Annotated in this window: 21 protein-coding genes; 11 read left to right on the top strand and 10 right to left on the bottom strand. The window is 59.6% G+C overall.

From position 1 onward, the window contains the following. Position 1 precedes the first annotated feature (1 nt). From cyoD to hmpA, 7 genes are all read right to left on the bottom strand, one after another. Positions 2 to 331, bottom strand: a complete 330-nt coding sequence (gene cyoD / locus F475_RS28430; RefSeq protein ID WP_007941629.1) for a cytochrome o ubiquinol oxidase subunit IV — start codon at positions 329 to 331, stop codon at positions 2 to 4. Beyond that, the gene (locus F475_RS28425) at positions 332 to 958 is read right to left on the bottom strand and encodes a cytochrome o ubiquinol oxidase subunit III (protein WP_026286729.1); all 627 of its coding nucleotides are present in this window, start codon (positions 956 to 958) and stop codon (positions 332 to 334) included. A gap of 3 nt (positions 959 to 961) precedes the next feature. After that, positions 962 to 2,992, bottom strand: a complete 2,031-nt coding sequence (gene cyoB / locus F475_RS28420; RefSeq protein ID WP_018930157.1) for a cytochrome o ubiquinol oxidase subunit I — start codon at positions 2,990 to 2,992, stop codon at positions 962 to 964. A gap of 3 nt (positions 2,993 to 2,995) precedes the next feature. Next, on the bottom strand, positions 2,996 to 3,940 hold the full coding sequence (gene cyoA / locus F475_RS28415) for a ubiquinol oxidase subunit II (protein ID WP_026286728.1): 945 nt from the start codon (positions 3,938 to 3,940) through the stop codon (positions 2,996 to 2,998). A gap of 827 nt (positions 3,941 to 4,767) precedes the next feature. Beyond that, positions 4,768 to 5,277: a disulfide bond formation protein B gene (locus F475_RS28405; RefSeq protein WP_111455310.1), complete on the bottom strand. Its 510-nt coding sequence runs from the start codon at positions 5,275 to 5,277 to the stop codon at positions 4,768 to 4,770. Positions 5,278 to 5,302: 25 nt separating this feature from the next. Next, complete coding sequence (locus tag F475_RS28400; RefSeq protein ID WP_111455309.1) at positions 5,303 to 5,863, bottom strand: ester cyclase; 561 nt, start codon at positions 5,861 to 5,863, stop codon at positions 5,303 to 5,305. A gap of 171 nt (positions 5,864 to 6,034) precedes the next feature. After that, complete coding sequence (gene hmpA / locus F475_RS28395) at positions 6,035 to 7,216, bottom strand: NO-inducible flavohemoprotein (protein ID WP_018930152.1); 1,182 nt, start codon at positions 7,214 to 7,216, stop codon at positions 6,035 to 6,037. 147 nt (positions 7,217 to 7,363) lie between these two features. Here hmpA and norR point away from each other — a divergent pair, with 147 nt between their 5' ends. The 5 genes from norR to F475_RS28370 all read left to right on the top strand — a co-directional run bounded on the left by norR (position 7,364) and on the right by F475_RS28370 (position 11,817). Continuing rightward, positions 7,364 to 8,917, top strand: coding sequence for a nitric oxide reductase transcriptional regulator NorR (gene norR / locus F475_RS28390; RefSeq protein ID WP_111455308.1), 1,554 nt, complete (start codon positions 7,364 to 7,366; stop codon positions 8,915 to 8,917). 281 nt (positions 8,918 to 9,198) lie between these two features. Next, a complete protein-coding gene (locus tag F475_RS28385) occupies positions 9,199 to 10,101 on the top strand; it encodes a chemotaxis protein CheV (protein WP_018930150.1) in 903 nt (300 codons plus the stop codon). Between the two features lie 26 nt (positions 10,102 to 10,127). Then, the gene (locus F475_RS28380; protein ID WP_111455318.1) at positions 10,128 to 10,586 is read left to right on the top strand and encodes a GNAT family N-acetyltransferase; all 459 of its coding nucleotides are present in this window, start codon (positions 10,128 to 10,130) and stop codon (positions 10,584 to 10,586) included. A gap of 71 nt (positions 10,587 to 10,657) precedes the next feature. Then, positions 10,658 to 10,984 carry a hypothetical protein gene (locus F475_RS28375; protein ID WP_111455307.1) on the top strand — a complete coding sequence of 109 codons (327 nt, stop codon included), beginning with the start codon at positions 10,658 to 10,660 and terminating at the stop codon, positions 10,982 to 10,984. Between the two features lie 83 nt (positions 10,985 to 11,067). Then, positions 11,068 to 11,817 (top strand): YkgJ family cysteine cluster protein, encoded by a 750-nt coding sequence (locus F475_RS28370; protein ID WP_111455306.1) that lies wholly within the window; start codon positions 11,068 to 11,070, stop codon positions 11,815 to 11,817. A 45-nt stretch (positions 11,818 to 11,862) separates the two neighbouring features. Here F475_RS28370 and F475_RS28365 read toward each other — a convergent pair whose 3' ends face one another. From F475_RS28365 to F475_RS28355, 3 genes are all read right to left on the bottom strand, one after another. Then, a complete protein-coding gene (locus F475_RS28365) occupies positions 11,863 to 13,005 on the bottom strand; it encodes a transporter substrate-binding domain-containing protein (protein WP_111455317.1) in 1,143 nt (380 codons plus the stop codon). Positions 13,006 to 13,144: 139 nt separating this feature from the next. Continuing rightward, positions 13,145 to 13,402 (bottom strand): hypothetical protein, encoded by a 258-nt coding sequence (locus F475_RS28360; RefSeq protein WP_018930146.1) that lies wholly within the window; start codon positions 13,400 to 13,402, stop codon positions 13,145 to 13,147. Between the two features lie 244 nt (positions 13,403 to 13,646). Beyond that, positions 13,647 to 14,018 (bottom strand): DUF6124 family protein, encoded by a 372-nt coding sequence (locus F475_RS28355; RefSeq protein WP_111455305.1) that lies wholly within the window; start codon positions 14,016 to 14,018, stop codon positions 13,647 to 13,649. A gap of 848 nt (positions 14,019 to 14,866) precedes the next feature. On the opposite strand from F475_RS28355, the gene F475_RS28345 reads away from it, so the two are divergent. From F475_RS28345 to F475_RS28320, 6 genes are all read left to right on the top strand, one after another. Continuing rightward, positions 14,867 to 16,027: an efflux RND transporter periplasmic adaptor subunit gene (locus tag F475_RS28345; protein WP_111455303.1), complete on the top strand. Its 1,161-nt coding sequence runs from the start codon at positions 14,867 to 14,869 to the stop codon at positions 16,025 to 16,027. After that, complete coding sequence (locus tag F475_RS28340; RefSeq protein WP_111455302.1) at positions 16,024 to 19,125, top strand: multidrug efflux RND transporter permease subunit; 3,102 nt, start codon at positions 16,024 to 16,026, stop codon at positions 19,123 to 19,125. The genes F475_RS28345 and F475_RS28340 overlap by 4 nt, the downstream gene beginning before the upstream one ends. Positions 19,126 to 19,134: 9 nt before the next feature. Beyond that, complete coding sequence (locus tag F475_RS28335; protein ID WP_018930141.1) at positions 19,135 to 19,812, top strand: heavy metal response regulator transcription factor; 678 nt, start codon at positions 19,135 to 19,137, stop codon at positions 19,810 to 19,812. Beyond that, complete coding sequence (locus F475_RS28330) at positions 19,802 to 21,166, top strand: heavy metal sensor histidine kinase (RefSeq protein ID WP_018930140.1); 1,365 nt, start codon at positions 19,802 to 19,804, stop codon at positions 21,164 to 21,166. Before F475_RS28335 ends, F475_RS28330 begins: the two co-directional genes overlap by 11 nt. A gap of 282 nt (positions 21,167 to 21,448) precedes the next feature. Beyond that, complete coding sequence (locus tag F475_RS28325; protein ID WP_064616208.1) at positions 21,449 to 21,673, top strand: hypothetical protein; 225 nt, start codon at positions 21,449 to 21,451, stop codon at positions 21,671 to 21,673. A 194-nt stretch (positions 21,674 to 21,867) separates the two neighbouring features. Further along, complete coding sequence (locus F475_RS28320; RefSeq protein WP_111455301.1) at positions 21,868 to 23,187, top strand: OprD family porin; 1,320 nt, start codon at positions 21,868 to 21,870, stop codon at positions 23,185 to 23,187. Positions 23,188 to 23,269: the final 82 nt, after the last annotated feature.

The raw sequence follows: 23,269 nt of genomic DNA, 5'->3' as shown, positions 1-23,269 counted from the left end.
CTCACTTCGCCATCATGTTGGTGTGGATGCTGAACATGATCCACAGCGACAGGCCAACCAGCAGGACAATCACGATCGCGGCGAAAACAAACGCAATCACGTTGTTACGCTGCGCGGCGGAACGGTCCAGGTGGAGGAAGTACACCAGGTGCACCAGCACCTGGATAACGGCGAAAGCCAGTACGATCCACAGAGTCAGTGACTTCGGCAGCGACGGGTACATCACCAGACCGAACGGGATCAGGGTCAGGATCACCGACAGGACGAAGCCAATGACGTAGGACTTGACGCTGCCGTGACCGGCGTCGTCATGAGAGTGCGCGTTAGCCATTTACATAGTCCCCATCAGATAAACAACGGTGAATACGCAGATCCACACCACGTCCAGGAAGTGCCAGAACAGGCTCAGGCAGCTCAGACGGGTCTTGTTGGTCGCCGTCAGGCCGTTTTTCTGCACCTGGTACATCATGATCGCCATCCAGATCAGACCGCTGGTCACGTGCAGACCGTGGGTGCCGACCAGGGTGAAGAACCCGGACAGGAAGCCCGAACGGTTAGGGCCGTAGCCCTCGGAGATCAGCATGTGGAACTCGTTGATCTCCATGCCGATGAAGCCGGCACCGAACAGGAAAGTCAGGGCCAGCCAGCCCAGGACCTGCTTCTTGTTGCCACGGAAGAACGCCAGCATGGCGAAGCCGTAGGTGATCGAACTGAACAGCAGCAGAGCGGTTTCGCCCAGTACGTATGGCAGTTCGAAGATGTCGTGGCCCGACGGGCCACCCGCTACGTTGTTAACCAGTACCGCGTACGCTGCGAAGATCGACGCAAACAGAATGCAGTCGGTCATCAGGTAGAGCCAGAAACCGAATACGGTCATCTCGCCCGAGTCGTGGTGATGGTCATCATGCCCATGTCCATCGACATGGGTGTGTCCAGCATTGGTCACTAAGTTCGACATGGTTTAAGCCTGTTCCAACGAGGTTTCAACACGGGTGGTGGTGGCTGGGACTTTCCCGGCTGCTACCAGACGCTTGTGCTGCTCGGCTTCGATGCGCTCGATCACGTCGACCGGCACGTAGTAGCCTTGATCATCACGGGCCGCGTGGATCGCGAAGTAGATCACGGTGCCTGCCAGGCTGGCGATTGCCAGCCACCAGATGTGCCAGATCATCGCGAAACCGAATACGGTCAACAGTGCGCCCATGACCACACCGGTCGCGGTGTTGTTTGGCATGTGGATCGGCTCGTACTTGGTCGGAGCCTTGTACGCGGTGCCGTTTTCCTTGGCTTCGGTGAACGGGTCGACAACGTCGGCTTTTGGCAGCACGGCGAAGTTGTAGAACGGAGGTGGCGAGGAGGTCGACCATTCCAGGGTGTGGGCATTCCATGGGTCGCCGTGCTCGCACATGTTCTGCGGCAGCTTGCGGTCACGGATACTCACGTACAGCTGGATCAGCTGGCAGGCGATACCCGCAGCGATCATCACCGCACCGAACATGGCAACGTACAGGTACGGCACCCACTCAGGGTTGGTGGTGGCGTTCAGACGACGGGTCATACCCATGAAGCCCAGTACATAGAGCGGCATGAACGCGACGAAGAAGCCGGAGATCCAGAACCAGAATGCTGCCTTGCCCCAGCCTTCGTGCAGCTTGAAGCCGAACGCTTTCGGGAAGTAGAAGGCGAAACCTGCGATGTAACCGAATACCGCGCCGCCGATGATCACGTTGTGGAAGTGCGCGATCACGAACAGGCTGTTGTGCAGTACGAAGTCAGCACCCGGGATGGCCAGCAGTACGCCGGTCATGCCGCCGATGGCGAAGGTCACCATGAAGCCCAGGGTCCACATCACCTGGCTGGTGAAGCGCAGACGGCCCTGGTAGATGGTGAACAGCCAGTTGAACAGCTTCACACCCGTCGGGATGGAAATCAGCATCGTCGCCAGACCGAAGAAGGCGTTGACGCTGGCACCCGAACCCATGGTGAAGAAGTGGTGCAGCCAAACCATGAAGCCCAGGATCGAGATCGCGCCCGAAGCGTAGATCATCGAATGGTGGCCGAACAGCTTCTTGCCGGTGAAGGTCGAGATGACTTCGGAGAAGATACCGAACGCCGGCAGGATCAGGATGTAAACCTCAGGGTGACCCCAAGCCCAGAACAGGTTGACGTACATCATCGGATTACCACCAAGTTCATTGGTGAAAATGTGGAAATCCATGTAACGGTCAAGCGTCAGCAAAGCCAGGGTAGCGGTCAGGATCGGGAACGAAGCCACGATCAGGACGTTGGCCCAGGTGCAGGTCCAGGTGAAGATCGGCATGTCCATCAGCTTCATGCCAGGGGTACGCATTTTCAGCACGGTGGCCAGGAAGTTGACCCCCGTCAGCGTCGTACCTAGCCCGGATAGCTGCAGCGCCCAGATGTAGTAATCCATCCCCACGCCCGGGCTGTATTGCAGGCCCGACAGCGGCGGATAGGCAACCCAACCAGTCTTGGCGAATTCGCCAACGCCCAGGGACAGGTTGATCAGCACCACGCCGGAAACCAGCAGCCAGAAGCTCAGGGAGTTCAGGAACGGGAAGGCAACGTCACGCGCGCCGATCTGCAACGGCACTGCAAGGTTCATCAGGCCGGTGAAGAATGGCATCGCCATGAAAATGATCATGATCACACCGTGGGCGGTGAAGATCTGGTCATAGTGTTCAGGTGGCAGGTAGCCAGGCGAACCCTCGGTGGCCATGGCCAACTGGGTACGCATCATGATGGCGTCGGCAAAGCCACGCAGCAGCATGACCATGGCGACGACGATGTACATCACACCGATTTTCTTGTGGTCGACCGAGGTCAACCACTCGGTCCACAAATAGGTCCACTTCTTGAAGTAGGTGATTGCAGCGAACAGTGCCAGACCACCGAGCGCGATCATGGCGATGGTCACCATTACGATCGGTTCGTGGAACGGGACCGCTTCCCAACTTAATTTACCAAACATCGTTTACTCCTCTGCCCCGGCAGCTGAATGCGAACTCATGTCCATTCCTTCCATGGCGGCCACTTCGTGCTCTTTCTTCTCGTGGTGCACTGGCTTGCCCGGTTTCATGCCTTCGTACTTGTCGACGATGATCTGGAACAGGTTCGGCGTGACCGAGGAGTAAAGCTCGACTGGGTTGTTCTGGCTTTGTTTGGACAGGGCTGCGTATTCAGCTTGTTCAAGCTGTTTAGGTGCCTTTTTGACTTCGCTTACCCAGGCGTCGAAATCTTCCTGAGAAGTGGCGATAGCTTTGAATTTCATGCCGGTGAAACCCGCGCCGCTGTAGTTGGCGGAGATACCGTCCATTTCAGCGTTCTGGTTGGCGATCAGGTGCAGTTTGGTCTGCATGCCCGCCATCGCGTAGATCTGACCGCCCAGAGCAGGGATGAAGAACGAGTTCATCACGGCGTCGGAAGTGATCTTGAAGTTGATCGGGGTGTGCGCCGGGAACACGATCTTGTTGACCGTGGCGATGCCTTGTTCCGGGTAGATGAACAGCCACTTCCAGTCCAGCGCGACCACTTCAATGGTGACCGGCTTGACGTCGGATTCCAGCGGCTTGTAAGGGTCCAGCGCGTGGGTCGACTTGTAGGTGACGTAACCCAGGGCAATGATGATCAGTACCGGAATAGTCCACACCGCGATTTCGATCTTGGTGGAGTGAGACCATTTTGGCGTGTAGACGGCGTCCTGGTTGGAAGCGCGGTATTTCCAGGCGAACAGGAACGTCATGACGATGACCGGCACGACGACCAACAGCATCAGCAGCGTTGCGGTGATGATCAGGTTTCGCTCATCCAGGCCGACCTGGCCCTTGGGATCGAGCAAGGTCATGTTGCAGCCTCCCAGCAACAACGTGCCGAGCAGCGGCAATAAGCCTAGTAGTCTGGGGTACCTGTTTTTACTCATCTCACGACCTCTAAAGCAGCTTGCGCAATGCAGTTGGGTTTTGATCGCCAACACTTCACCCTGCCAAGGGTTGGCATTTTTCTTGGATTGAATAAGGGCCTGCCCGTCGCGCGTCAGACGCGGCTCGACAATTGCTGGGCCTGCGGTGTGTTCTTATTCGAATTCGTGGTCAAGGGCCTTGTTACAGACCAATTCCATTTGGTGCGGATCGTCGGAAGGCACCGACAATGGGGGGTCGCATGAAGCCATCAGGCTTCTCGACGCCCTGTTCTACTCATAAGCCTGAGTCAGGATGAGCAGTGCCGGGAATTCAGTGCGGGCGATTGTAGATATGTAGCGATTCATAAACCATGTCTCATCCCGAAATAATTTTTATCCGTTCCAGCAACAATCATTCACGGTTTTTGCAAAAGTGGGCCATGGTATCGAAATTAATTCTCAACAAAAACACCAAAAAATGTAGGTGTACCGCGCGAAGTTCAGACAGCTTCCTGGGCTCTGCGCTCGCCTCAGACCCTGCTCTACCCCCTATGTGACAAGGGCTTTGGCCATTCGCCAGCCCCTGTTAAAACTGCCTGTTTCGGCTGATTGGCACTGAAAGCGGCAGTGGCTTGCGGGGCCTGTTTTGGGTGCCTGAAGGTGTCCCGATTCCATGTCTTGAAATGACTTGCGACACTCGAGCTGTGACAACATGTCGCACACATGCCGCATCCATAATTGTCGCGCATCAAGGTCTTTTCATTTGAGCTTTGAACATGCAAAACGCCCCGGCCTCTCAACGAGGACCGGGGCGTTTTTTGTTTCCTGCAACGGTGTGGCGGACGGCCTCAGTGCAGCGCTTTGCGGTTACGCCAAGTGAGCAGCGGCACCAGCACCACGACCAGCACGAACGCCGTCAGCGCCCACTGTGCCAGGGACAAACCAAGGATCGGCGGGTACGGCGTGGAGCAGAAACCGTCGACCTGGAAGCCCAGCGGGAAGATCTTCGCCAGCGGCAGGCCGTCGACGATCGGTTGCAGCACATCGATGCCACAGCTGACTTCCGGGTACAGCTGGGTATAGACGTGATGCCCGGCCACCCCAACGCCTGCGATGGCGCTGATCACCACCAACGCCTCGAACAGCGTGATGCTGCGGCGGGTGCGCATCGCCGCGCCGATAAACGCGAAGAGCGCGATCAGCAACAATGCGTAGCGCTGCAAGATGCACAACGGGCACGGCGCCTCGCCCAGCACCACTTGCATGTACAGCGCGCCACCGATCAGCGCCAGGCAGATGATGCCCAGCAACACCAGATAGCGCCGTTCACGTCCCAACCGCATTGTTTCCTCGCTCATCGCGTTTCCCTTCTGTGTCCGTGGATCAGCTCGCCGGCGGCTGCGCTTGCAGCTGCTGCATCAGGCTGATGTTGTCTTCGATATGCCAATTGGCCGCGATGCGACCGTTGTCGATCTGATAGATATCGGTTGCCCGGAAGTCTACACGCTGGCCCTGACCTTTGAGAGCCTTGAACGGGCCGGTGAAGTGCCCGCGAAAGTGCAAATGCACCACCACCCGATCACCGGCAATGATCATTTGTTCGATCTCGCAGCTCAGGTCCGGCACCGCCGTGCGAAAGAACTTCGACGCCAGCAGTGGCCCGGTCGGCCCCTGAACCCGGCCTTCTGGCGGGGTCTTGTCGACGAACTGCTCTGACAACGCAGCCTTGGCCAACCCCTCCTCCCCGGTGTTCCAGAAGCTGCCATAACGCCGGGCGGCCAATTCCATGGAGTCGCGCTGCGCCTTCGACAGGCTCTGATCGACAATCAGGCTCTTGGGCTGGAGCAAGGTCGGTTCGGCAGAGGCAAACGGACTCGCCAGCAGCGCAGCGGTCAGGCTGAAGCCGGCCAGGGTTAAACGGCGGGAGATAGTGATGTGAGTCATGGGGCGATCCTGATCATGTAAACGAACGAGCGCCTATCATCAGCATCGGGGAATAAACGATAAACCGGTTAAGAACGGATTAACTTTTAAGCGTTTTTTACGAATCGGGACCGTGGTGAAGCTTGCCCGCGAAGAAAGCGACTCGGTCCCCCGACCGAGTCGCCGCACTGCTTACTCCAACGCCGCAGCCGGCCCGAAGAACTCGTAACGGCTTTGCTTCTCCGGCACACCCAAGGCCTTGAGGTGACGCTTGATCGCCGCCATGAAGCCTTTAGGCCCCAGGAAGTAAGCATCCACATCGCGTTGCTGCGGCAACCACTCGCCGAGTTGCTCCTGGCTCAGCAGGCCAACCTTGTCCGCCGCCGGGCTGACGCCATCGTCTTCGGCGTAGCAATAGAAACGCTTGAGCTGCGGATGACGCTCGGCCAGCCCGTCGATCCAGTCGCGGAAGGCATGCACGCTGCCGTTGCGCGCACAGTGAATAAAATGCACCGGCCGCTCGGTCGCCAGCGCCGCTTCGAGCATTGCCAGCGTCGGGGTGATGCCGACACCGCCACTGATCAGCACCAACGGTTTGTCGCTGGCGGTCAGGGTGAAGTCGCCCGCTGGCGGGAACAGCATGATGCTCGCTCCGACGTGCAGTTGATCGTGCAAATGGTTGGAGGCGCGGCCACCGGTTTCGCGCTTGACGCTGATGCGGTACTGGCCCTTGTTGGCCAGCGCCGACAGCGAATAATTACGCCGGATTTCTTCGCCGTCGAGGATCAGTTTCATGCCGATGTACTGGCCGGGCTCGGCCGCGAGAATCGGCCCTTTATCCGCCGGTTCGAAGTAGAACGAAGTGATTTCCGAGCTTTCCTCGACCTTGGCCGCCACGATGAATTCCCGCGCGCCGCGCCAGCCGCCCGGTGCCTGGGCTTTCTGGTCGTAGATACTGGCTTCGGCACCGATCAGGATTTCGGCCAGTTGGTTGTAGGCCGCGCCCCAGGCGCTCATCACTTCAGGCGTGGCAATTTCGTCGCCCAGTACTTCAGAGATGGCTCGCAACAGGCAGCTGCCCACGATCGGGTAATGTTCCGGGAGGATTTGCAGGGCCACGTGCTTGTTGATGATCTTGGCCACCAGGTCGCCCAACTGATCGAGCTGGTCGATGTGCCGCGCGTACATCAATACACCATTGGCCAAGGCGCGAGGCTGATCGCCGCTGGCCTGGTGGGCCTGGTTGAACAGCGGGCGGACTTCCGGGTATTCGGAGAGCATCATGCGGTAGAAGTGAGTGATCAATGCCTCGCCACCGCTTTCCAGCAGCGGTACGGTGGACTTGACGATGGCACGGTCTTGAACGCTAAGCATAAGAGCAACTCCTGGGCTTTATATGAATACCCTTTGCTTATCAGTTTTCATGCCAACAATTAAAACCTTAAAAATCAAACAGTTAAAAACAAAGTAGTCATATCGACACTCATCCATTTATAGTCATAGCGACTACACGGAGTCATTATGACTGCAAAATTACTGCTCACGACCCTGCTGCCCCTGGTCTCCGACCTGTCCCGCGAGCTGCCCGAAGGCGAGCGCTATCGGCGCCTGCTCGAAGCCATGCGCGCCCTGCTCCCTTGCGATGCCGCCGCCCTGCTGCGACTCGACGGCGAATGGCTGGTGCCGCTGGCTGTGGACGGGTTGAGCACCGACACCCTCGGCCGCCGCTTCAAGGTCAGCGAACACCCGCGCTTCGAAGCGCTGCTCAGCAGCCCCGGCCCGACCCGCTTCGCCGCCGACAGCGACTTGCCCGATCCTTATGACGGCCTGGTCGATGGCCTGCACGAGCATTTGGAAGTCCACGACTGCATGGGCTGCCCGCTGTTTATCGACGAGCGCCCGTGGGGCCTGCTGACCCTCGACGCCCTCGACCCTGAGCGCTTCGAGCCGATCGAACTGGATGCCCTGCAAGCCTTCGCCAGCCTCGCCGCCGCCACCGTAAACGCCGCCGAGCGCATCGAACGGCTGGCCAATCGCGCCGAAGACGAACATCAGCGCGCCGAGGTTTACCGCCAGGCCAGCGGCCAGCAGAACCGTGAAATGATCGGCCAGAGCAAGACTTACAAGCGCCTGATGGAAGAGATCAATCTGGTGGGAGGCAGCGATCTCACTGTGTTGATCACCGGGGAAACCGGGGTCGGTAAAGAGCTGGTGGCCCAAGCCATCCACGCCGCGTCGCCCCGGGCCGACAAACCGATCATCAGCCTCAACTGCGCCGCCCTGCCGGACACCCTGGTGGAGAGCGAACTGTTCGGCCATGTGCGTGGCGCCTTCACCGGCGCGATGAATGATCGTCGCGGCAAGTTCGAACTGGCCAATGGCGGCACGTTGTTCCTCGATGAAGTGGGCGAACTGTCGCTGGCGGTGCAGGCCAAATTGCTCAGGGTGCTGCAGAGCGGGCAATTGCAGCGGCTGGGGTCGGACAAGGAGCATCAGGTCGACGTGCGACTGATCGCAGCGACCAACCGCGACCTGGCCGAGGAAGTACGCAGCGGCCGCTACCGCGCCGACTTCTATCATCGCCTGAGTGTTTACCCGCTGCTGGTGCCCGCATTGCGGGATCGCGGTCGGGATGTGCTGCTGCTCAGTGGCTACTTCCTGGAGCAAAACCGCTCACGCATGGGCCTCAACAGCCTGCGCCTGACCAGCGATGCCCAAGCGGCGTTGTTGGGGTATGGTTGGCCGGGGAACGTGCGGGAACTGGAGCACTTGATTGGCCGCAGCGCGTTGAAGGCGCTGGGTAATTGCACGCAACGGCCGAAGATTCTCAGCTTGAGCGCGGCGGATCTGGATTTGCCCAATAGCGGCGTAGAACAGGCAGCGGAACCCGTGGTCGCTGCGCCGGTAGCTGAGTTGATTCCAGGGGATTTGCGTGAAGCCACCGAGCACTATCAGCGCCAACTGATCAGCGCTTGCCTGGAACGACACCACCACAACTGGGCCAGCGCGGCGCGGGAGTTGGGCCTGGATCGGGCGAACCTGGGGCGAATGGCCAAGCGGTTGGGCATGAAATAGTTTCACCAGAATGAAGTAATACCCTTGTGGCGAGGGAGCTTGCTCCCGTTGGAGTGCGCTGCGCTCCTAAATCAGTCACCGCGTTGTATCAGGCAATACGCAGTTGCCGGTTTTGCGACTGCTACGCAGCCGAGCGGGAGCAAGCTCCCTCGCCACAGGGGGCACCGTTTGGCTGGCAATAGGCATTTCCCCTAAAGCCAGCCCCCAACAAGTCGATAACCCGGCATCGATAGCTGTTGGCGATGCTCATAATCGCCTCACCTTTTCCACAGAAGGTTTTTATGTCTTCCAACAAAGCCCGCGCAGATTCACTTTCGCTTCTGCTGTTTACCTTGCGCAGCGGCAAGCTGATGGCGATCAACCTGCTGAAAGTCAGCGAAATCATCCCCTGCCCGCCGCTGACCAAGCTGCCGGAGTCGCATCCCCACGTCAAAGGCATCGCCACCCTGCGCGGCGCGTCGTTGTCGGTGATCGACCTGAGCCGCGCCATCGGCGAACGACCGCTGGAAGACCCGAACGGTGGCTGTCTGATCGTCACCGACGTCAGCCGCTCCAAGCAGGGCCTGCACGTTCAGGCGGTGAGCAAGATCGTCCACTGCCTGACCACCGACATCCGTCCACCCCCCTTCGGCTCTGGCGGCGTGCGCTCGTACATCACCGGCGTGACGTCGGTCGACGGTACGCTGGTGCAGGTGCTGGACATCGAAAAGGTCATCCACGGCATTGCGCCGGCGCAGATCGAAATGGCCCCGACCGAACTGAGCATGGAAGAGGCTGAAGTACTGGGCAATGCGCGAATTCTGGTGGTCGATGACAGCCAGGTCGCACTGCAACAATCGGTGCACACCCTGCGCAACCTCGGCCTGCAATGCCACACCGCCCGCAGCGCCAAGGAAGCCATCGACTGCCTGCTGGACCTGCAAGGCACCGCCCAGCAGATCAACCTGATCGTCTCGGACATCGAAATGTCGGAGATGGATGGCTATGCCTTCACCCGCACCTTGCGCGAAACCCCGGACTTCTCGCACCTCTACGTGTTGCTGCACACCTCGCTGGACAGCGCGATGAACAGCGAGAAGGCTCGACTGGCCGGGGCCAACGGGGTGCTGACCAAGTTCTCCTCGCCAGAACTGACCAAGTGCCTGATCGAGGCGGCCAGGGTCGTCGCCGAACAAGGTCACTGAGTGTGGCCGAGGACTTTTGTTTTCTGATGCGGCGCAACCTCGCCGAGGGTGTGCCGCCTTTCACTTGGCCAAACGACATTGAGTTGACCGAGTACCGTCCCGAACTCGCCGAAGCCGTTCATCACTTGATGGAACTGGGTTATCGGGAAGGCGGCGGTCGCGTGCCGGCGCTGGAAGTCTGGCAACAGCGTTTCGAAACCGATCCTGAATACGATCCTACCCTGTGCTTCATCGCTCTGGATGCCAAAGGCATCGTCGGCGTCGCCCAGTGCTGGACCAGTGCCTACATCAAGGACTTGGTGGTGCACCCGCGTGCTCGAGGCCTCGGACTTGGCCGTGCGCTGCTGCTCCATGCTTTCAAGGTGTTTGCGCAGCGCCGCGAAGGTTTTGTGGATTTGAAGGTGCGGGAAGACAACCTTCGGGCGCGGGGTTTGTATGAAAGTGCCGGGATGTATGTGGTCCGCCGGGAGCCTGTGCCTGTCTGACAGACCGCTTTCGCGAGCAAGCCATCAGGCATACTCCGACCTTGACCACTACACGCCAAGGATGCCTGATCATGAAAGCCACCACCCTGACCTTCCTCTGTCTCACCACCCTCGCCGCCCATGCCCACGCCTCCAGCCCCGATGCCTGGGCCGCCTTCGACAGAGCCGTGCTCGCCAGTTGCACCAAGGCCAGCGGCCTGAAAAACCCCCAACCCGTCGGCAACGCCGCGCAGTTCGATGACCGGGTCGGTTATACCGCACTCCTGCTGCAAGGCCAGTACCCGCAAAAACACATGAAAGGCCAGCAAGGCACCGAGCTGTGCCTCTACAACAAGAAAATCAAAACCGCCTACGTCACCGAATGGGACTCCATCCGTCCAACGGCAAAAGCGCAGTGACTGGCGCATAACTTGCTTCGGCACTGGCCTTTGCGGTGGCTTTCTGTCGCCGTTTCATGCCCTCACAGGTCACTGGCCGTTCAATGAATACACCGTTTTCCTGCGTCGGTTGTGGCAAATGCTGCACCGACCACCATGTTCCCCTGACACTGGCCGAAGCCCGCATGTGGGCGGCCGATGGCGGCCAGGTGATCGTGCTGGTGGAAGCCTTTCTCGCCAACGGCCTGGGCCTGCCAACACAACAACGCGAACACGCCGAACGCCGTTCGGCGCTGGTTCGCAGTGGCACTTGCGAAGCGCATGTGGCGATCACCTTTGCCGCCTACAACGTCGGCCCCTGCCGGAATCTTGACGAAGACAACCTCTGCCGCATCTACGAACGCCGCCCGCTGGTGTGCCGCATCTATCCGATGGAAATCAACCCGCACATCCCGCTCAACCCGGCAGCAAAGGATTGCCCGCCCGAGTCATGGGACAAAGGCCCGGATCTGATTGTTGGCGGTGAACTGGTCGATCAGGAACTGGCGGGATTGATCCAGCGCTCCCGCCAAGCGGATCGCGATGAGATTCAGGCCAAGGATGCGATATGCGCGCTATTGGGGATTCAAACGACAGCGCTGAAAGGCGATGGGTTTACCGCTTATCTGCCGGACATGACTGCGTTTGCCATGGTGATCGATCAGCTGGCGCAGCAACCGCAGGCCGGGGCGGGCGGTGAATGGCTGTTTCATCTGTCTGGCGATGATATCGCCGGGCAAGTGCTGGCGGCCGGGGCGCAGGTGGTGACTGAAGCGCCGCTGAACTATGCGTTTATTTCGTTGCGGGCAGCGTAAACGCCAAACCGCCGCGCAGCATCCGTGCGCAGCGGTTCTTTTACTTTAGCGAGCAGCAACCGCCAGGCATTCGACCTCCACGCGCGCATCCAGCACCAGCTTTTGGCCAGCGAATGTCGTGCGAGCAGGCAAACGGTCCGCCGGAAAATAGCGGCTATACACCGTATTCATCGCAGCAAAATCATTGATGTCTGCAAGGATGACCGTGCATTTGACCAGCTGAGACAACGTCGAACCAGTGCGGTGTAATGCGGTTTGCAGATTCTCCATGGTCTGGGTCATCTGCGGGACAATCCCGCCCTTGACCAACTCGCCATCGGAGCCCGTCCCGAGCACGCCGGACAGATAGAGGGTGGTGCCGGCTTGCACCGCTTCGGAGAATGGCAAGCCTCCTTCAGCAGGGAAATAGCGTGGCGAATCTGGCACGGTGGGCGGTAGGTACCGCCCGGTAATCGCCTGGTACTGGCCATTCTGCTTGAGACGCTCAAGGGCCGCATTCAGCTCATCGCGCAAGGCGGTGTCGGATTTTCGCACAGCCATCGCCACGCCACTGCCCAGCATGGGGTCCTTGAGCGCAGGCCCGGCAAAATCAAATCCTTGCCCCTGAGGCTGACTTAAAAACGCCTGGGTGATTTCAATCGAGTCTTGCAGGGTCGCGTCGATCTCACCCGCCAGCAGGCTGGCTATCAGTTGACTGTTGAAATGAAAACTGCGCACCGTCACTCCCGCGGGAGCCCAACGGGACTTGGCGAACGCCTCACGGCTGGTGCCTGTCAGAACGCCGACACGCTTGCCTTTGAGCGATAGCGCATCCGGGTGCAGATTCGCCCCTGTACGCGCCACCAGACGGCTGCTCAAGGGATAAAGATTATCGGTGAAGTCGAGCCGTTCTCGACGCGCCGGCGTTGCCGTCATGGGCATGATCACATCGAAACGGTTGGCCTCCAGGGCCTGGATGTTGGTGGCGTAATCCTGATCAACCCAGACACAGCGTTTTTTGAGTTCGGCACATAGCGCATTACCCAGTTCGATGTTCAATCCGACCAGCTCACCTTTGTCGTTGCGACTCTCGAAGGGGGGAACCAGGGCCTCGACCCCGAAACGGATCTGTGTATTGGCCGCAGACGAAACACAGCCGGCGGTCAGGACCACCAGCGACAACAGGGAGAAGATTTTTACCAAAGGCATTTCGGTGACCGTCATCAAGCATTCAGGGACATGAATCTTTGATGAGTGGTCACCGACTTCCCAGAGGACAAATCGCTCATCCTTGTGGGAATTGTCTCAATGACAGAAGGAACTGCTACCGACAAAAAACGCCTGGCGGTCAGCGTTTGCCCATCGAACGACGAGTGCCGGGAGGCGCTGCGCCCGGGGTCTTGGTGTGGCCGTTCTTGGCGCCATTCTTGTACCAAGGCTGGCTGGCGCTCTTCGCGGCGGCCAGTTCGCCCGGCTTGAACGGAAACTTGAACGCTGGGATCGCCGCTTTGGTTTCGCTGTCGGCGCTGGAGTCGACGCTGTCGGGCAGGTCTGCCTGGTCGTCGCGCAAAGCGTCGGCAACCGGCGGTTGTGTCGGGGAAGTCATGAAAGCTCCGGGTGATGCTAAAGAGTCGGGCCCGGTAGGCGAGCCGCGAAAGGCGGCAGTATACCTGTGTCGGAGGCCGCAAGCTTCAAGCCGCGAGCGAGTCCGTCGGGTTTTGTGCTGACGGACCTGCCGCCTTCGCGGGCAAGCCTCGCTCCTACAGGTCATGTGTCGATCACATCGAATTCTGTAGGAGCGAGGCTGCCCGCGAAGAACGATAACGCGGTCAATCTGACTGAACGCCTGCCTACGTCTGCGGATCGACGTTATCCAGCGCCCGGTTCACCGCCAGCTCCGCCAGCATGATGCTCTGTTGAATCGCCAGCGCCATGTAGCGCTGCGGGCCGGTCAGGTCGTTGGCGAAATCGCTGGCCAGGACACTCGCCGTGGCTAACGATTCGTAGGCGTGGGCCAGGAGGCTTTCGGTATCCATATTCGGGGCGACGATGAACATGGTGCTGGGGCGGCGTTTTTTTTCGGTGTAGGGCGTTGGGGGATCGAGGTAGTAGTCGAGCGCGCGTTTTATGGCTTCGCGGTCTTTGAGTAATTCTTCGGCGCGCAGGGTGTCGGCGATAGGGTTGGTTTTATTGAAGTTCGAATCAGAATTACCGTCATCCATCTGTAGCTCCTAATCTCAATTGGAGCCATCACTTACCGTTATGGTCGTGAGGCTTTCGCCTACTTATTGCGGGGATCTCACGCCCGGTCGCTGAATGTGCAGCGACAGCCAAAGACTAGAGAGCCCGCTTCCGACGGACAACCTGAAAGATACGTGGGAAAGGTCTGCGTTCAGGCACATCCATTAAACATTCAAAAGCGGAACGCGGAGCGTCCCTGGAGGCGTTCCCACGCAGGAGAGTGGGAACGATCATTCAGGGACAGACGAAAGAGATGGGTCGGCTGTCAGGCCGCCTTCGCGGGCAAGCCTCGCTCCTACGATGAAGCGGCGTACACCCGCCAAACTACAGGCCGAGCGTTAGCTCGCCTGCCGCTTTTGATCTTGATTCACCCGCCCCTTCGGGAGGCCTCGTTCCGGTGTTCATCTGGGGATTGGCGCGCAGCGCCGTTCGACGCAGTCGAACACATCGCATGTAGGTTGAAGCGAAGCCAACCGTAGGGCGATGCCCCCAGATGGATACCGGAGCGAAGGAACGCCGAGCCTTAGCGAGGGGCCGTACGTTCGGGGCGAGACCTTTTGGTTACTTTTGGCTGGGCCGGCATTCCGGGCGTTTGCCAAAAGTGACCCGCTGTAAGAGCGGAACCATAAGTGGCCGTTACCGCAGAAATGGATATGTACTCAGTCAGCAAGAACCTGGTCGGCTATAAGGCCGCCAAGATCAAAACAAGATCCCGGTCCAAACTGACAGAGCCGTCAGTTACCAGTCACGCTCCTGACCGGCGAACAGGTTTATAAAGGAAGGTATAAACCTGACAAAACCAGACCACTCAGCCCGGCGCCCCACTCGCATGCGAATTCAGAAAAAAACCGCCCTGCTCGCCGCCCTTCTGATCGCCCTGGCAGCGACGGGCGTTTGGTACGCCACCAAACCCGCCGCCACCAAACTGGCCGCCCCCACCGCCATTCCCGTGCGGGTGGTCAGCGTCGTCGAAAAAGATGTGCCCCGCTACGTCAGCGGCATCGGCTCGGTGTTGTCCTTGCACAGCGTGGTCGTGCGCCCGCAAATCGACGGCATCCTCACCAAACTGCTGGTCAAGGAAGGCCAACTGGTGAACCAGGGCGACCTGCTGGCCACCCTCGATGACCGCTCGATCCGCGCCAGCCTCGACCAGGCCCGGGCGCAACTGGGCGAAAGCCAGGCGCAACTGCAAGTGGCCCAGGTCAACCTCAAGCGCTACAAACTGCTCAGTGTCGACGACGGCGTGTCCAAGCAGACCTACGACCAGCAACAAGCTCTGGTCAACCAACTCAAAGCCACCGCCCAAGGCAATCAGGCCTCCATCGACGCCGCTCTGGTGCAGCTTTCCTACACACAGATTCGCTCGCCAGTCACCGGTCGCGTTGGTATTCGCACAGTCGATGAAGGCAACTTCCTGCGCATGACCGACACCCAAGGTCTGTTCACGGTGACCCAGATCGACCCGATCGCCGTGGAGTTTTCCCTGCCGCAGCAAATGCTGCCGACCCTGCAAGGCCTGATCAACAATCCACAGCAAGCACCGGTCAAGGCTTACATCGGCGCTGACACTGACGGTGAAACCGGCAACCTGCTGGGCGAAGGTCACCTGACCCTGATCGACAACCAGATCAACGCCAACACCGGCACCATCCGCGCCAAGGCCGAATTCGCCAACCCCGCACAGAAACTCTGGCCGGGCCTGCTGGTGACGGTAAAGATTCAGACAGCGCTGGATAAAAATGCGTTGGTGGTGCCGCCCACGGTCGTACAACGCGGGCTCGATCAACATTTCGTGTACAGGGTCAACGGCGACAAGGTCGAAGCCGTGCAGGTACAGATGGTTTATCAAGGCAGCGGCCAGGACATTATCAAAGGCGTTAAACCGGGCGACGTGCTGGTCAGCGACGGCCAATCGAGACTCAAACCCGGCTCGACGGTTCAGGTACTGAGCGAGCCACCGCAAGTGGTCCAGTCGGAGCCAAAACCATGAAGGGCCACGGTTCCATTTCCGCGTGGTGCATCGATCATCCGGTGGCGACGGTCCTGCTGACCTTTGCCCTTATATTGCTCGGCGTCATCGCCTTCCCGCGACTGTCGATCGCGCCACTGCCGGAAGCGGAATTCCCGACCATTCAGGTGGCCGCGCAGCTGCCCGGTGCCAACCCGGAGACCATGGCCTCGTCGGTGGCCACGCCGCTTGAAGTGCAATTCAGCGCCATCCCCGGCGTGACCCAGATGACCTCGAGCAGCGCCCTGGGCTCGACCATCCTGACCCTGCAATTCACCCTCGACAAAAGCATCGACACCGCCGCCCAGGAAGTCCAGGCCGCGATCAACACCGCCGCCGGCAAACTGCCCAAAGATATGCCCAACCTGCCAACCTGGCGCAAGGTCAACCCGGCTGACAGTCCGGTGCTGATTCTCAGCATCAATTCACCGCAAATGCCCGGCACCGAACTCAGCGATCTGGTGGAAACCCTGCTCGCCCGTCAGATCAGTCAGATCGACGGTGTAGGCCAAGTGAACATCACCGGTCAGCAACGTCCGGCGATTCGCGTGCAGGCCTCGGCGGACAAACTCGCCGCCATTGGCCTGACCCTGGCGGACATTCGCCTGGCGATCCAGAAAACCAGCCTCAACCAGGCCAAAGGTGCGTTGTACGGCGAGTCGAGCATCTCGACCCTGTCCACCAACGACCAGTTGTTCCACCCCGAGGATTACAGCCAACTCATCGTTTCCTACAAGAACGGTGCCCCAGTTCATCTCAAGGACGTGGCCAAAGTGGTCAACGGTTCAGAAGATGCCTACATCCAGGCCTGGGCTGACGGCCAGCCGGGGGTGAACCTGGTGATTTTCCGGCAACCGAGCGCCAACATCGTCGAGACCGTTGATCGTATTCAAGCGGCCCTGCCGACGCTGAATGCCATGTTGCCGGCCTCGGTGCAGGTCAAGGTGCTGATCGACCGCACCCAGACCATCCGCGCCTCGCTGCATGAAGTGGAAGTCACCCTGCTGATCGCGATCCTGCTGGTGGTGGCGGTGATGGCGCTGTTCCTGCGGCAACTGTCGGCGACCCTGATCGTGACAGCGGTGCTCGGTGTGTCGCTGACTGCCAGTTTCGCCCTGATGTACATCATGGGCTTCAGCCTGAATAACCTGACGCTGGTGGCGATCGTGGTGTCCGTCGGGTTTGTGGTCGACGATGCGATTGTGGTGGTGGAAAACATTCACCGGCACCTGGAGGCCGGCGACGGCATGCGCGAGGCGGCGATCAAAGGCGCCGGCGAGATCGGTTTTACCGTGGTCTCGATCAGTTTCTCGCTGGTGGCGGCGTTCATTCCGCTGCTGTTCATGGGCGGCGTGGTCGGGCGGCTGTTCAAGGAGTTCGCCTTGACCGCGACCTCGACCATCCTGATTTCGGTGGTGGTGTCCCTGACCCTGGCACCGACGCTGGCCGCGCTGTTCATGCGCGCACCGGTGCATCATGCCCACAGCAAGCCGGGTTTCGGCGAGCGCTTGCTGGCGCTGTACGATAAGGGCCTGCGCCGCGCCCTCGCCCATCAGACATTGATGATCGGTGTGTTCGGCCTGTCGCTGGGGCTGGCCATTGCCGGTTACATCTTCATCCCCAAAGGCTTCTTCCCGATACAGGACACCGGATTCGTCCTCGGCACCACCGAAGCAGCTGCAGATATTTCCTACGGCGACATGGTGAAAAAACACTTGGCGATGGCCGAAATCGTCGCCGCCGACCCCGCCGTCGAGACGTTCTCGCACTCGGTCGGCGTTTCAGGCAGCAACCAGACCATCGCCAACGGCCGCTTCTGGATTTCGCTGAAAAAGCGTGGCGACCGCGATGTATCCGCCAGCCAGTTCATCGACCGGATTCGCCCGCAACTGATGAAAGTCCCGGGCATCGTGCTGTACCTGCGCGCCGGACAAGACATCAACCTTAGTTCCGGCCCGAGCCGCGCCCAGTACCAATATGTGCTCAAGAGCAACGACGGTGCCCTCCTGAGTACCTGGACCCAGCGCCTGACGGAAAAACTGCGCAGCAACCCGGCGTTCCGTGACATTTCCAACGACTTGCAACTGGGCGGCAGCATCACCCACATCAGCATCGACCGCAGCGCGGCGGCGCGTTTCGGCCTGACCGCCAGCGACGTCGACGAAGCGCTGTACGACGCCTTCGGCCAGCGGCAGATCAATGAATTCCAGACCCAGACCAACCAGTACAACGTGATTCTGGAACTGGACACCAAACAGCGCGGCAAGGCCGAAAGCCTCAACTATTTCTACCTGCGCTCGCCGCTGAGTGGGGAAATGGTGCCGCTGTCGGCCCTGGCGAAATTCGATGCGCCGACCATCGGCCCGCTGTCCATCGCTCACGACGGAATGTTCCCGGCGGCCAACCTGTCATTCAACCTGGCTTCCGGCGTGGCGTTGGGTGATGCGGTGATCATGCTCAACCAGGCCAAGGCTGACATCGGTATGCCGGCCGCCATCAGCGGTAACTTCCAGGGCGCGGCCCAGGCGTTCCAGAGTTCGCTGGCCAGCCAGCCGTGGTTGATTCTGGCGGCGTTGGTGGCGGTGTACATCATTCTCGGCGTGCTGTACGAAAGCTTCGTGCATCCACTGACGATCATTTCGACCCTGCCTTCGGCGGGGCTCGGGGCGGTGATCATGCTGTGGATCTGCGGCCAGGACTTTTCGATCATGGCGCTGATCGGGCTGGTGCTGCTGATCGGTATCGTCAAGAAGAACGGTATCCTGATGATCGACTTCGCGCTGGATGCCCAGCGCAACCGTGGCCTGCCACCGCTGGAGGCAATCCATGAGGCCTGCCTCACACGGTTCCGGCCGATCATCATGACCACGCTTGCCGCCCTGCTCGGCGCCTTGCCGTTGATGATCGGCTACGGCACCGGCGCCGAACTGCGCCAGCCATTGGGCATCGCGGTGGTCGGCGGTTTGCTGGTGAGTCAGGCGCTGACGCTGTTCACTACGCCGGTCATATACTTGTGGCTTGAGCGGATATTCCATAGACCCACACCAGCACAGCAGCCGGTGCTGGCGACCACAGACTGAGGCGGGGTCATGCGCGTTCTGATTATCGAAGACGAGGAAAAAACCGCGGATTATCTGCACCGCGGTCTGACGGAACAGGGTTACACCGTGGACGTGGCCCGCGATGGCGTCGAAGGCCTGCACCTGGCGCTGGAAAATGACTACGCGGTGATTGTCCTCGACGTCATGCTGCCGGGCCTCGACGGTTTCGGCGTGCTGCGCGCATTGCGTGCGCGCAAGCAAACCCCGGTGATCATGCTCACCGCCCGCGAGCGGGTAGAAGATCGCATCAAAGGCTTGCGCGATGGCGCGGACGATTACCTCGGCAAACCGTTTTCCTTCCTCGAACTGGTGGCGCGTTTGCAAGCGCTGACCCGGCGCAGCGGTGGCCATGAGCCGGTGCAGGTGAGCATCGCCGACCTGTGGATAGATTTGATCAGCCGCAAAGCCACCCGCGCCGGCACCCGCCTGGACCTGACCGCCAAGGAATTCTCGCTGCTCAGCGTACTGGCGCGGCGACAAGGGGAAATCCTCTCGAAAACCGCCATCGCCGAGATGGTCTGGGACATTAATTTCGACAGCGACGCCAACGTGGTCGAAGTCGCGATCAAACGCCTGCGGGCCAAGCTCGACGGGCCGTTCGACGAGAAATTGCTGCACACCATTCGGGGCATGGGTTATGTGCTGGAGAGCCGTGGTGTCCAGTAATTCCATCGCGCTGCGCCTGAGCGGGATGTTTACGCTGGTGGCGCTGCTGGTGTTTCTGTTGATCGGCGGTGCGCTGTATCAACAGGTCGACAAGGGCTTGGGCCTGCTGCCCGAAGCCGAGCTCGATGCCCGCTACAGCGTGCTCGAATCGGCGCTCAACCGTTACGGCACGCCCGAGCATTGGGTGAAGATCAACGCCAAGCTCAAGCTGCTGAGCGAAGAAGACAAGCGCATTCGCTTTTGGGTGGTCAGCGGTAATCCCGGTTATGAATACGGCCAACCCGACGCGTCGATCCGCGCGTTCGCCCAAGGCCCATTGGGCATGCGCGACATGGAATTACCCGACCATCCGTACCCGCTGAAAGTGCTGCTAACCGAGTTGCCAGCCAAGGACCAGCGCCCACCGCTGCGCTTCATGATCGGCATCGACACCGAAACCTTTTACGAGACGCAGCACCACTTGCTGATCGCCCTGATCAGCCTGGCGATCATTGGGGTATTGCTGGCCTCGCTACTCGGTTACTGGGTGGCGCGGATCGGCCTCAAACCACTGATCAAGTTGTCGCAGGAAGCCCAGCGCCTGGCACCACCGAGGCTGTCCGGGCGCCTGCAACTGTCGCCATTGCCCCCGGAGCTCGATCAGTTCGTCAGTTCGTTCAACGCCACGCTGGAACGGGTGGAACAGGCCTACTCGCGGCTGGAATCGTTCAATGCCGACGTGGCCCATGAACTGCGCTCGCCGCTGACCAACCTGATCGGTCAGACCCAGGTTGCACTGACACGCGGGCGTTCAGCCGAACACTATTTCGAAGTGCTGCAATCGAACCTTGAAGAGCTTGAACGGCTGCGCTCGATCATCAATGACATGCTGTTCCTCGCCAGCGCCGACCAAGGCAGCAAGGCCACCCAACTGACGTCCACCTCACTGGCCGACGAAGTGGCGACGACGCTGGAATATCTGGATTTCATTCTTGAGGATGCACAGGTTCAGGTCGAGGTCAGTGGCGACGCGCAGGTGCGAATCGAGATCGCACATCTGCGCCGGGCGTTGATCAACTTGCTGAGCAACGCGGTGCAGCACACCGCGCCTGGGCAAGTGATTCAGGTGCGGATCGAAGTCGAGGAGCACCAAGTAAGCATCGGCGTCGCCAACCCGGGGTCGCCGATTGCCAATGAGCATCTGCCGCGCCTGTTCGAACGTTTCTACCGGGTTGATGCGTCACGCAGTAACAGTGGCAACAACCATGGCCTGGGGTTGGCGATCGTCAAGGCGATTGCGCTGATGCATGGCGGGGATGTGTTTGTGCGCAGTGATCATGGGATGAATACCTTCGGCATTCATCTTCCAGTCTGACCCCCCACTCCCTGTGGCGAGCGAGCTTGCTCGCGCTGGGCTGCGAAGCGGCCCCAAAAATACGACTACATTCAATCAGACAGGCCACATACTCCGATTACGACTGCTGCGCAGCCGAGCGGGAGCAAGCTCCCTCGCCACAAAAAAAGCCAAACCACTTGCAACTGCGGACTATTACTTTTAGCGCAACAGTCATTTATGCAATCCACTCTTTTTCCCCTCGCCCAAGCCCCTTATCGTTGCCCCATCAAACAGCACTTGCCAAGCAAGAAGGTTCAAAAGATGTCCAACAGTATGGGTATTGCCAGCGCTTTCGTTTTGTCGTCCCTGTTCCTGTCTCCGTTCGCCATGGCTGAAGAGTCGCAGACATTCGTCGCACAAAATGCCGAACGCGCCAAGGCCTACGAACAGTATCAAAACGAACTGACAGCCAAGGCCCAAGAGGCTGCGCAAACCCCTCAAGCGTCGAGTACTCAAGCCCAGCCACGGGTTGAGAAAGACAGCTGATCCATACGTATCGCTCTGTTTCCCTCGACACTTTTCATCGGCTCTTCCCTTTGAAAAGTTGTCTTCAAAGCCGCTGCTATCAGCGGCTTTTTTTCGTGGTGGTTTTAAACCCCTTCAGTTCATCTTCCCTGACAACAAACATCCGCACTTCAAAACAATGAAGTAATTAGTTGACCCAAGGAGCTTTACCGCACGTGCGTTTCCCTCTCAGATTCAGTCCGCTGTTCATTGCAATCACTGCAACGATGGCCAACAACGCGCAGGCCGATGACGAATCCAGCCGCGAAGGCTTTGTCGATGGGGCGAGCCTCAACCTCAATGCCCGCAACTACTACATGAACCGCAATCGCCTGCAAAAGGCCGATGACAACATCGAGTGGGGTCAGGGCTTTCTTGGCCGCTTCGAATCGGGATTCAGCCAGGGCACCATCGGTTTCGGCGTTGATGCCCACGCGATGCTCGGGCTCAAGCTCGACGGCGGTGGTGGCACCGACGGGTCGAGCATCCTGCCGATCAGCGATGGCAACGGCAAGGCACCGGGCTCGTTTTCCACGGCTGGCGGCACCCTGAAAATGCGTGCCTTCGATACCGAATTGAAGGCCGGCGACCTGTTCCTTGCCAACCCGGTGATCGCCGGTGGCGAAACCCGCATGCTGCCGCAGACCTTTCGCGGCGTCAGCCTGACCAACCACAGTGTCGACGGGTTGATGATCGAGGGCGGTCAGGCCAGCTTCACCAAACTCTACAACCAAAGCGGCCACACCCGCATCGGCACGTCCTATGGCAGCCTGGCCGACGGCGATGAAAGCCGGCATCTGAATTGGGCCGGCGTGGCCTGGAGCGGCCTACCGGGCCTGACCAGCAGCCTGTATGCGGCCGAACTCAAGGACATCTGGAACCAGTACTACTACGACCTGGATTACACCTATGCGCTGAATGACTTGGTCAGCCTCAACCCGGGCCTGCACTTCTATCACACGCAAGACACCGGCGATGCACTGCTGGGCAACATCGACAACAACACCTACAGCCTGCATTTCACCGTCGACGTGGGCCATCACAGCGTCACCGCCGCCTACCAGCGGGTCAACGGCAACACGCCGTTCGATTACATCAGCCAGGCCGACAGCATTTATCTCGACAACTCCCAGCAGTATTCGGACTTCAACGGTCCGAATGAGCGCTCGTGGAAACTCAAGTACGCCTACGACTTTGCTGGCCTCGACATGCCCGGCCTGACCTCGGCGGTGTCCTACTCACGGGGTGAACTGGACCTGACCAAGGTCGATCCGGACAGCCGCGGCTACGCCTCGTGGCACAGCGCCGACGGCAGAAACGCCAGGCATCGGGAACGAGACATCGAGCTCAAGTACGTGGTCCAGGGTGGCAAGGCCAAAGACCTGGCGATGCGTCTGCAATGGGCGTCTAACCGTGGCGGCAACGGTTACGGTGCGGTGGATCAGGACACGGATGAATACCGGGTAATTGTCGACTACCCGGTGAATGTCTTCTAAGCTTCAATTAGCAAAAGGCCAGCATGTTTTGCTGGCCTTTTTATTATCCGGGATTTATATAGGCGCGCAGGACGCGACCGGT

The organism is Pseudomonas sp. URMO17WK12:I6 (genome assembly GCF_003253625.1).
In the GTDB taxonomy this organism is placed as follows: Bacteria; Pseudomonadota; Gammaproteobacteria; order Pseudomonadales; family Pseudomonadaceae; genus Aquipseudomonas.
This window is presented reverse-complemented; position numbering and strand designations above follow the sequence as displayed.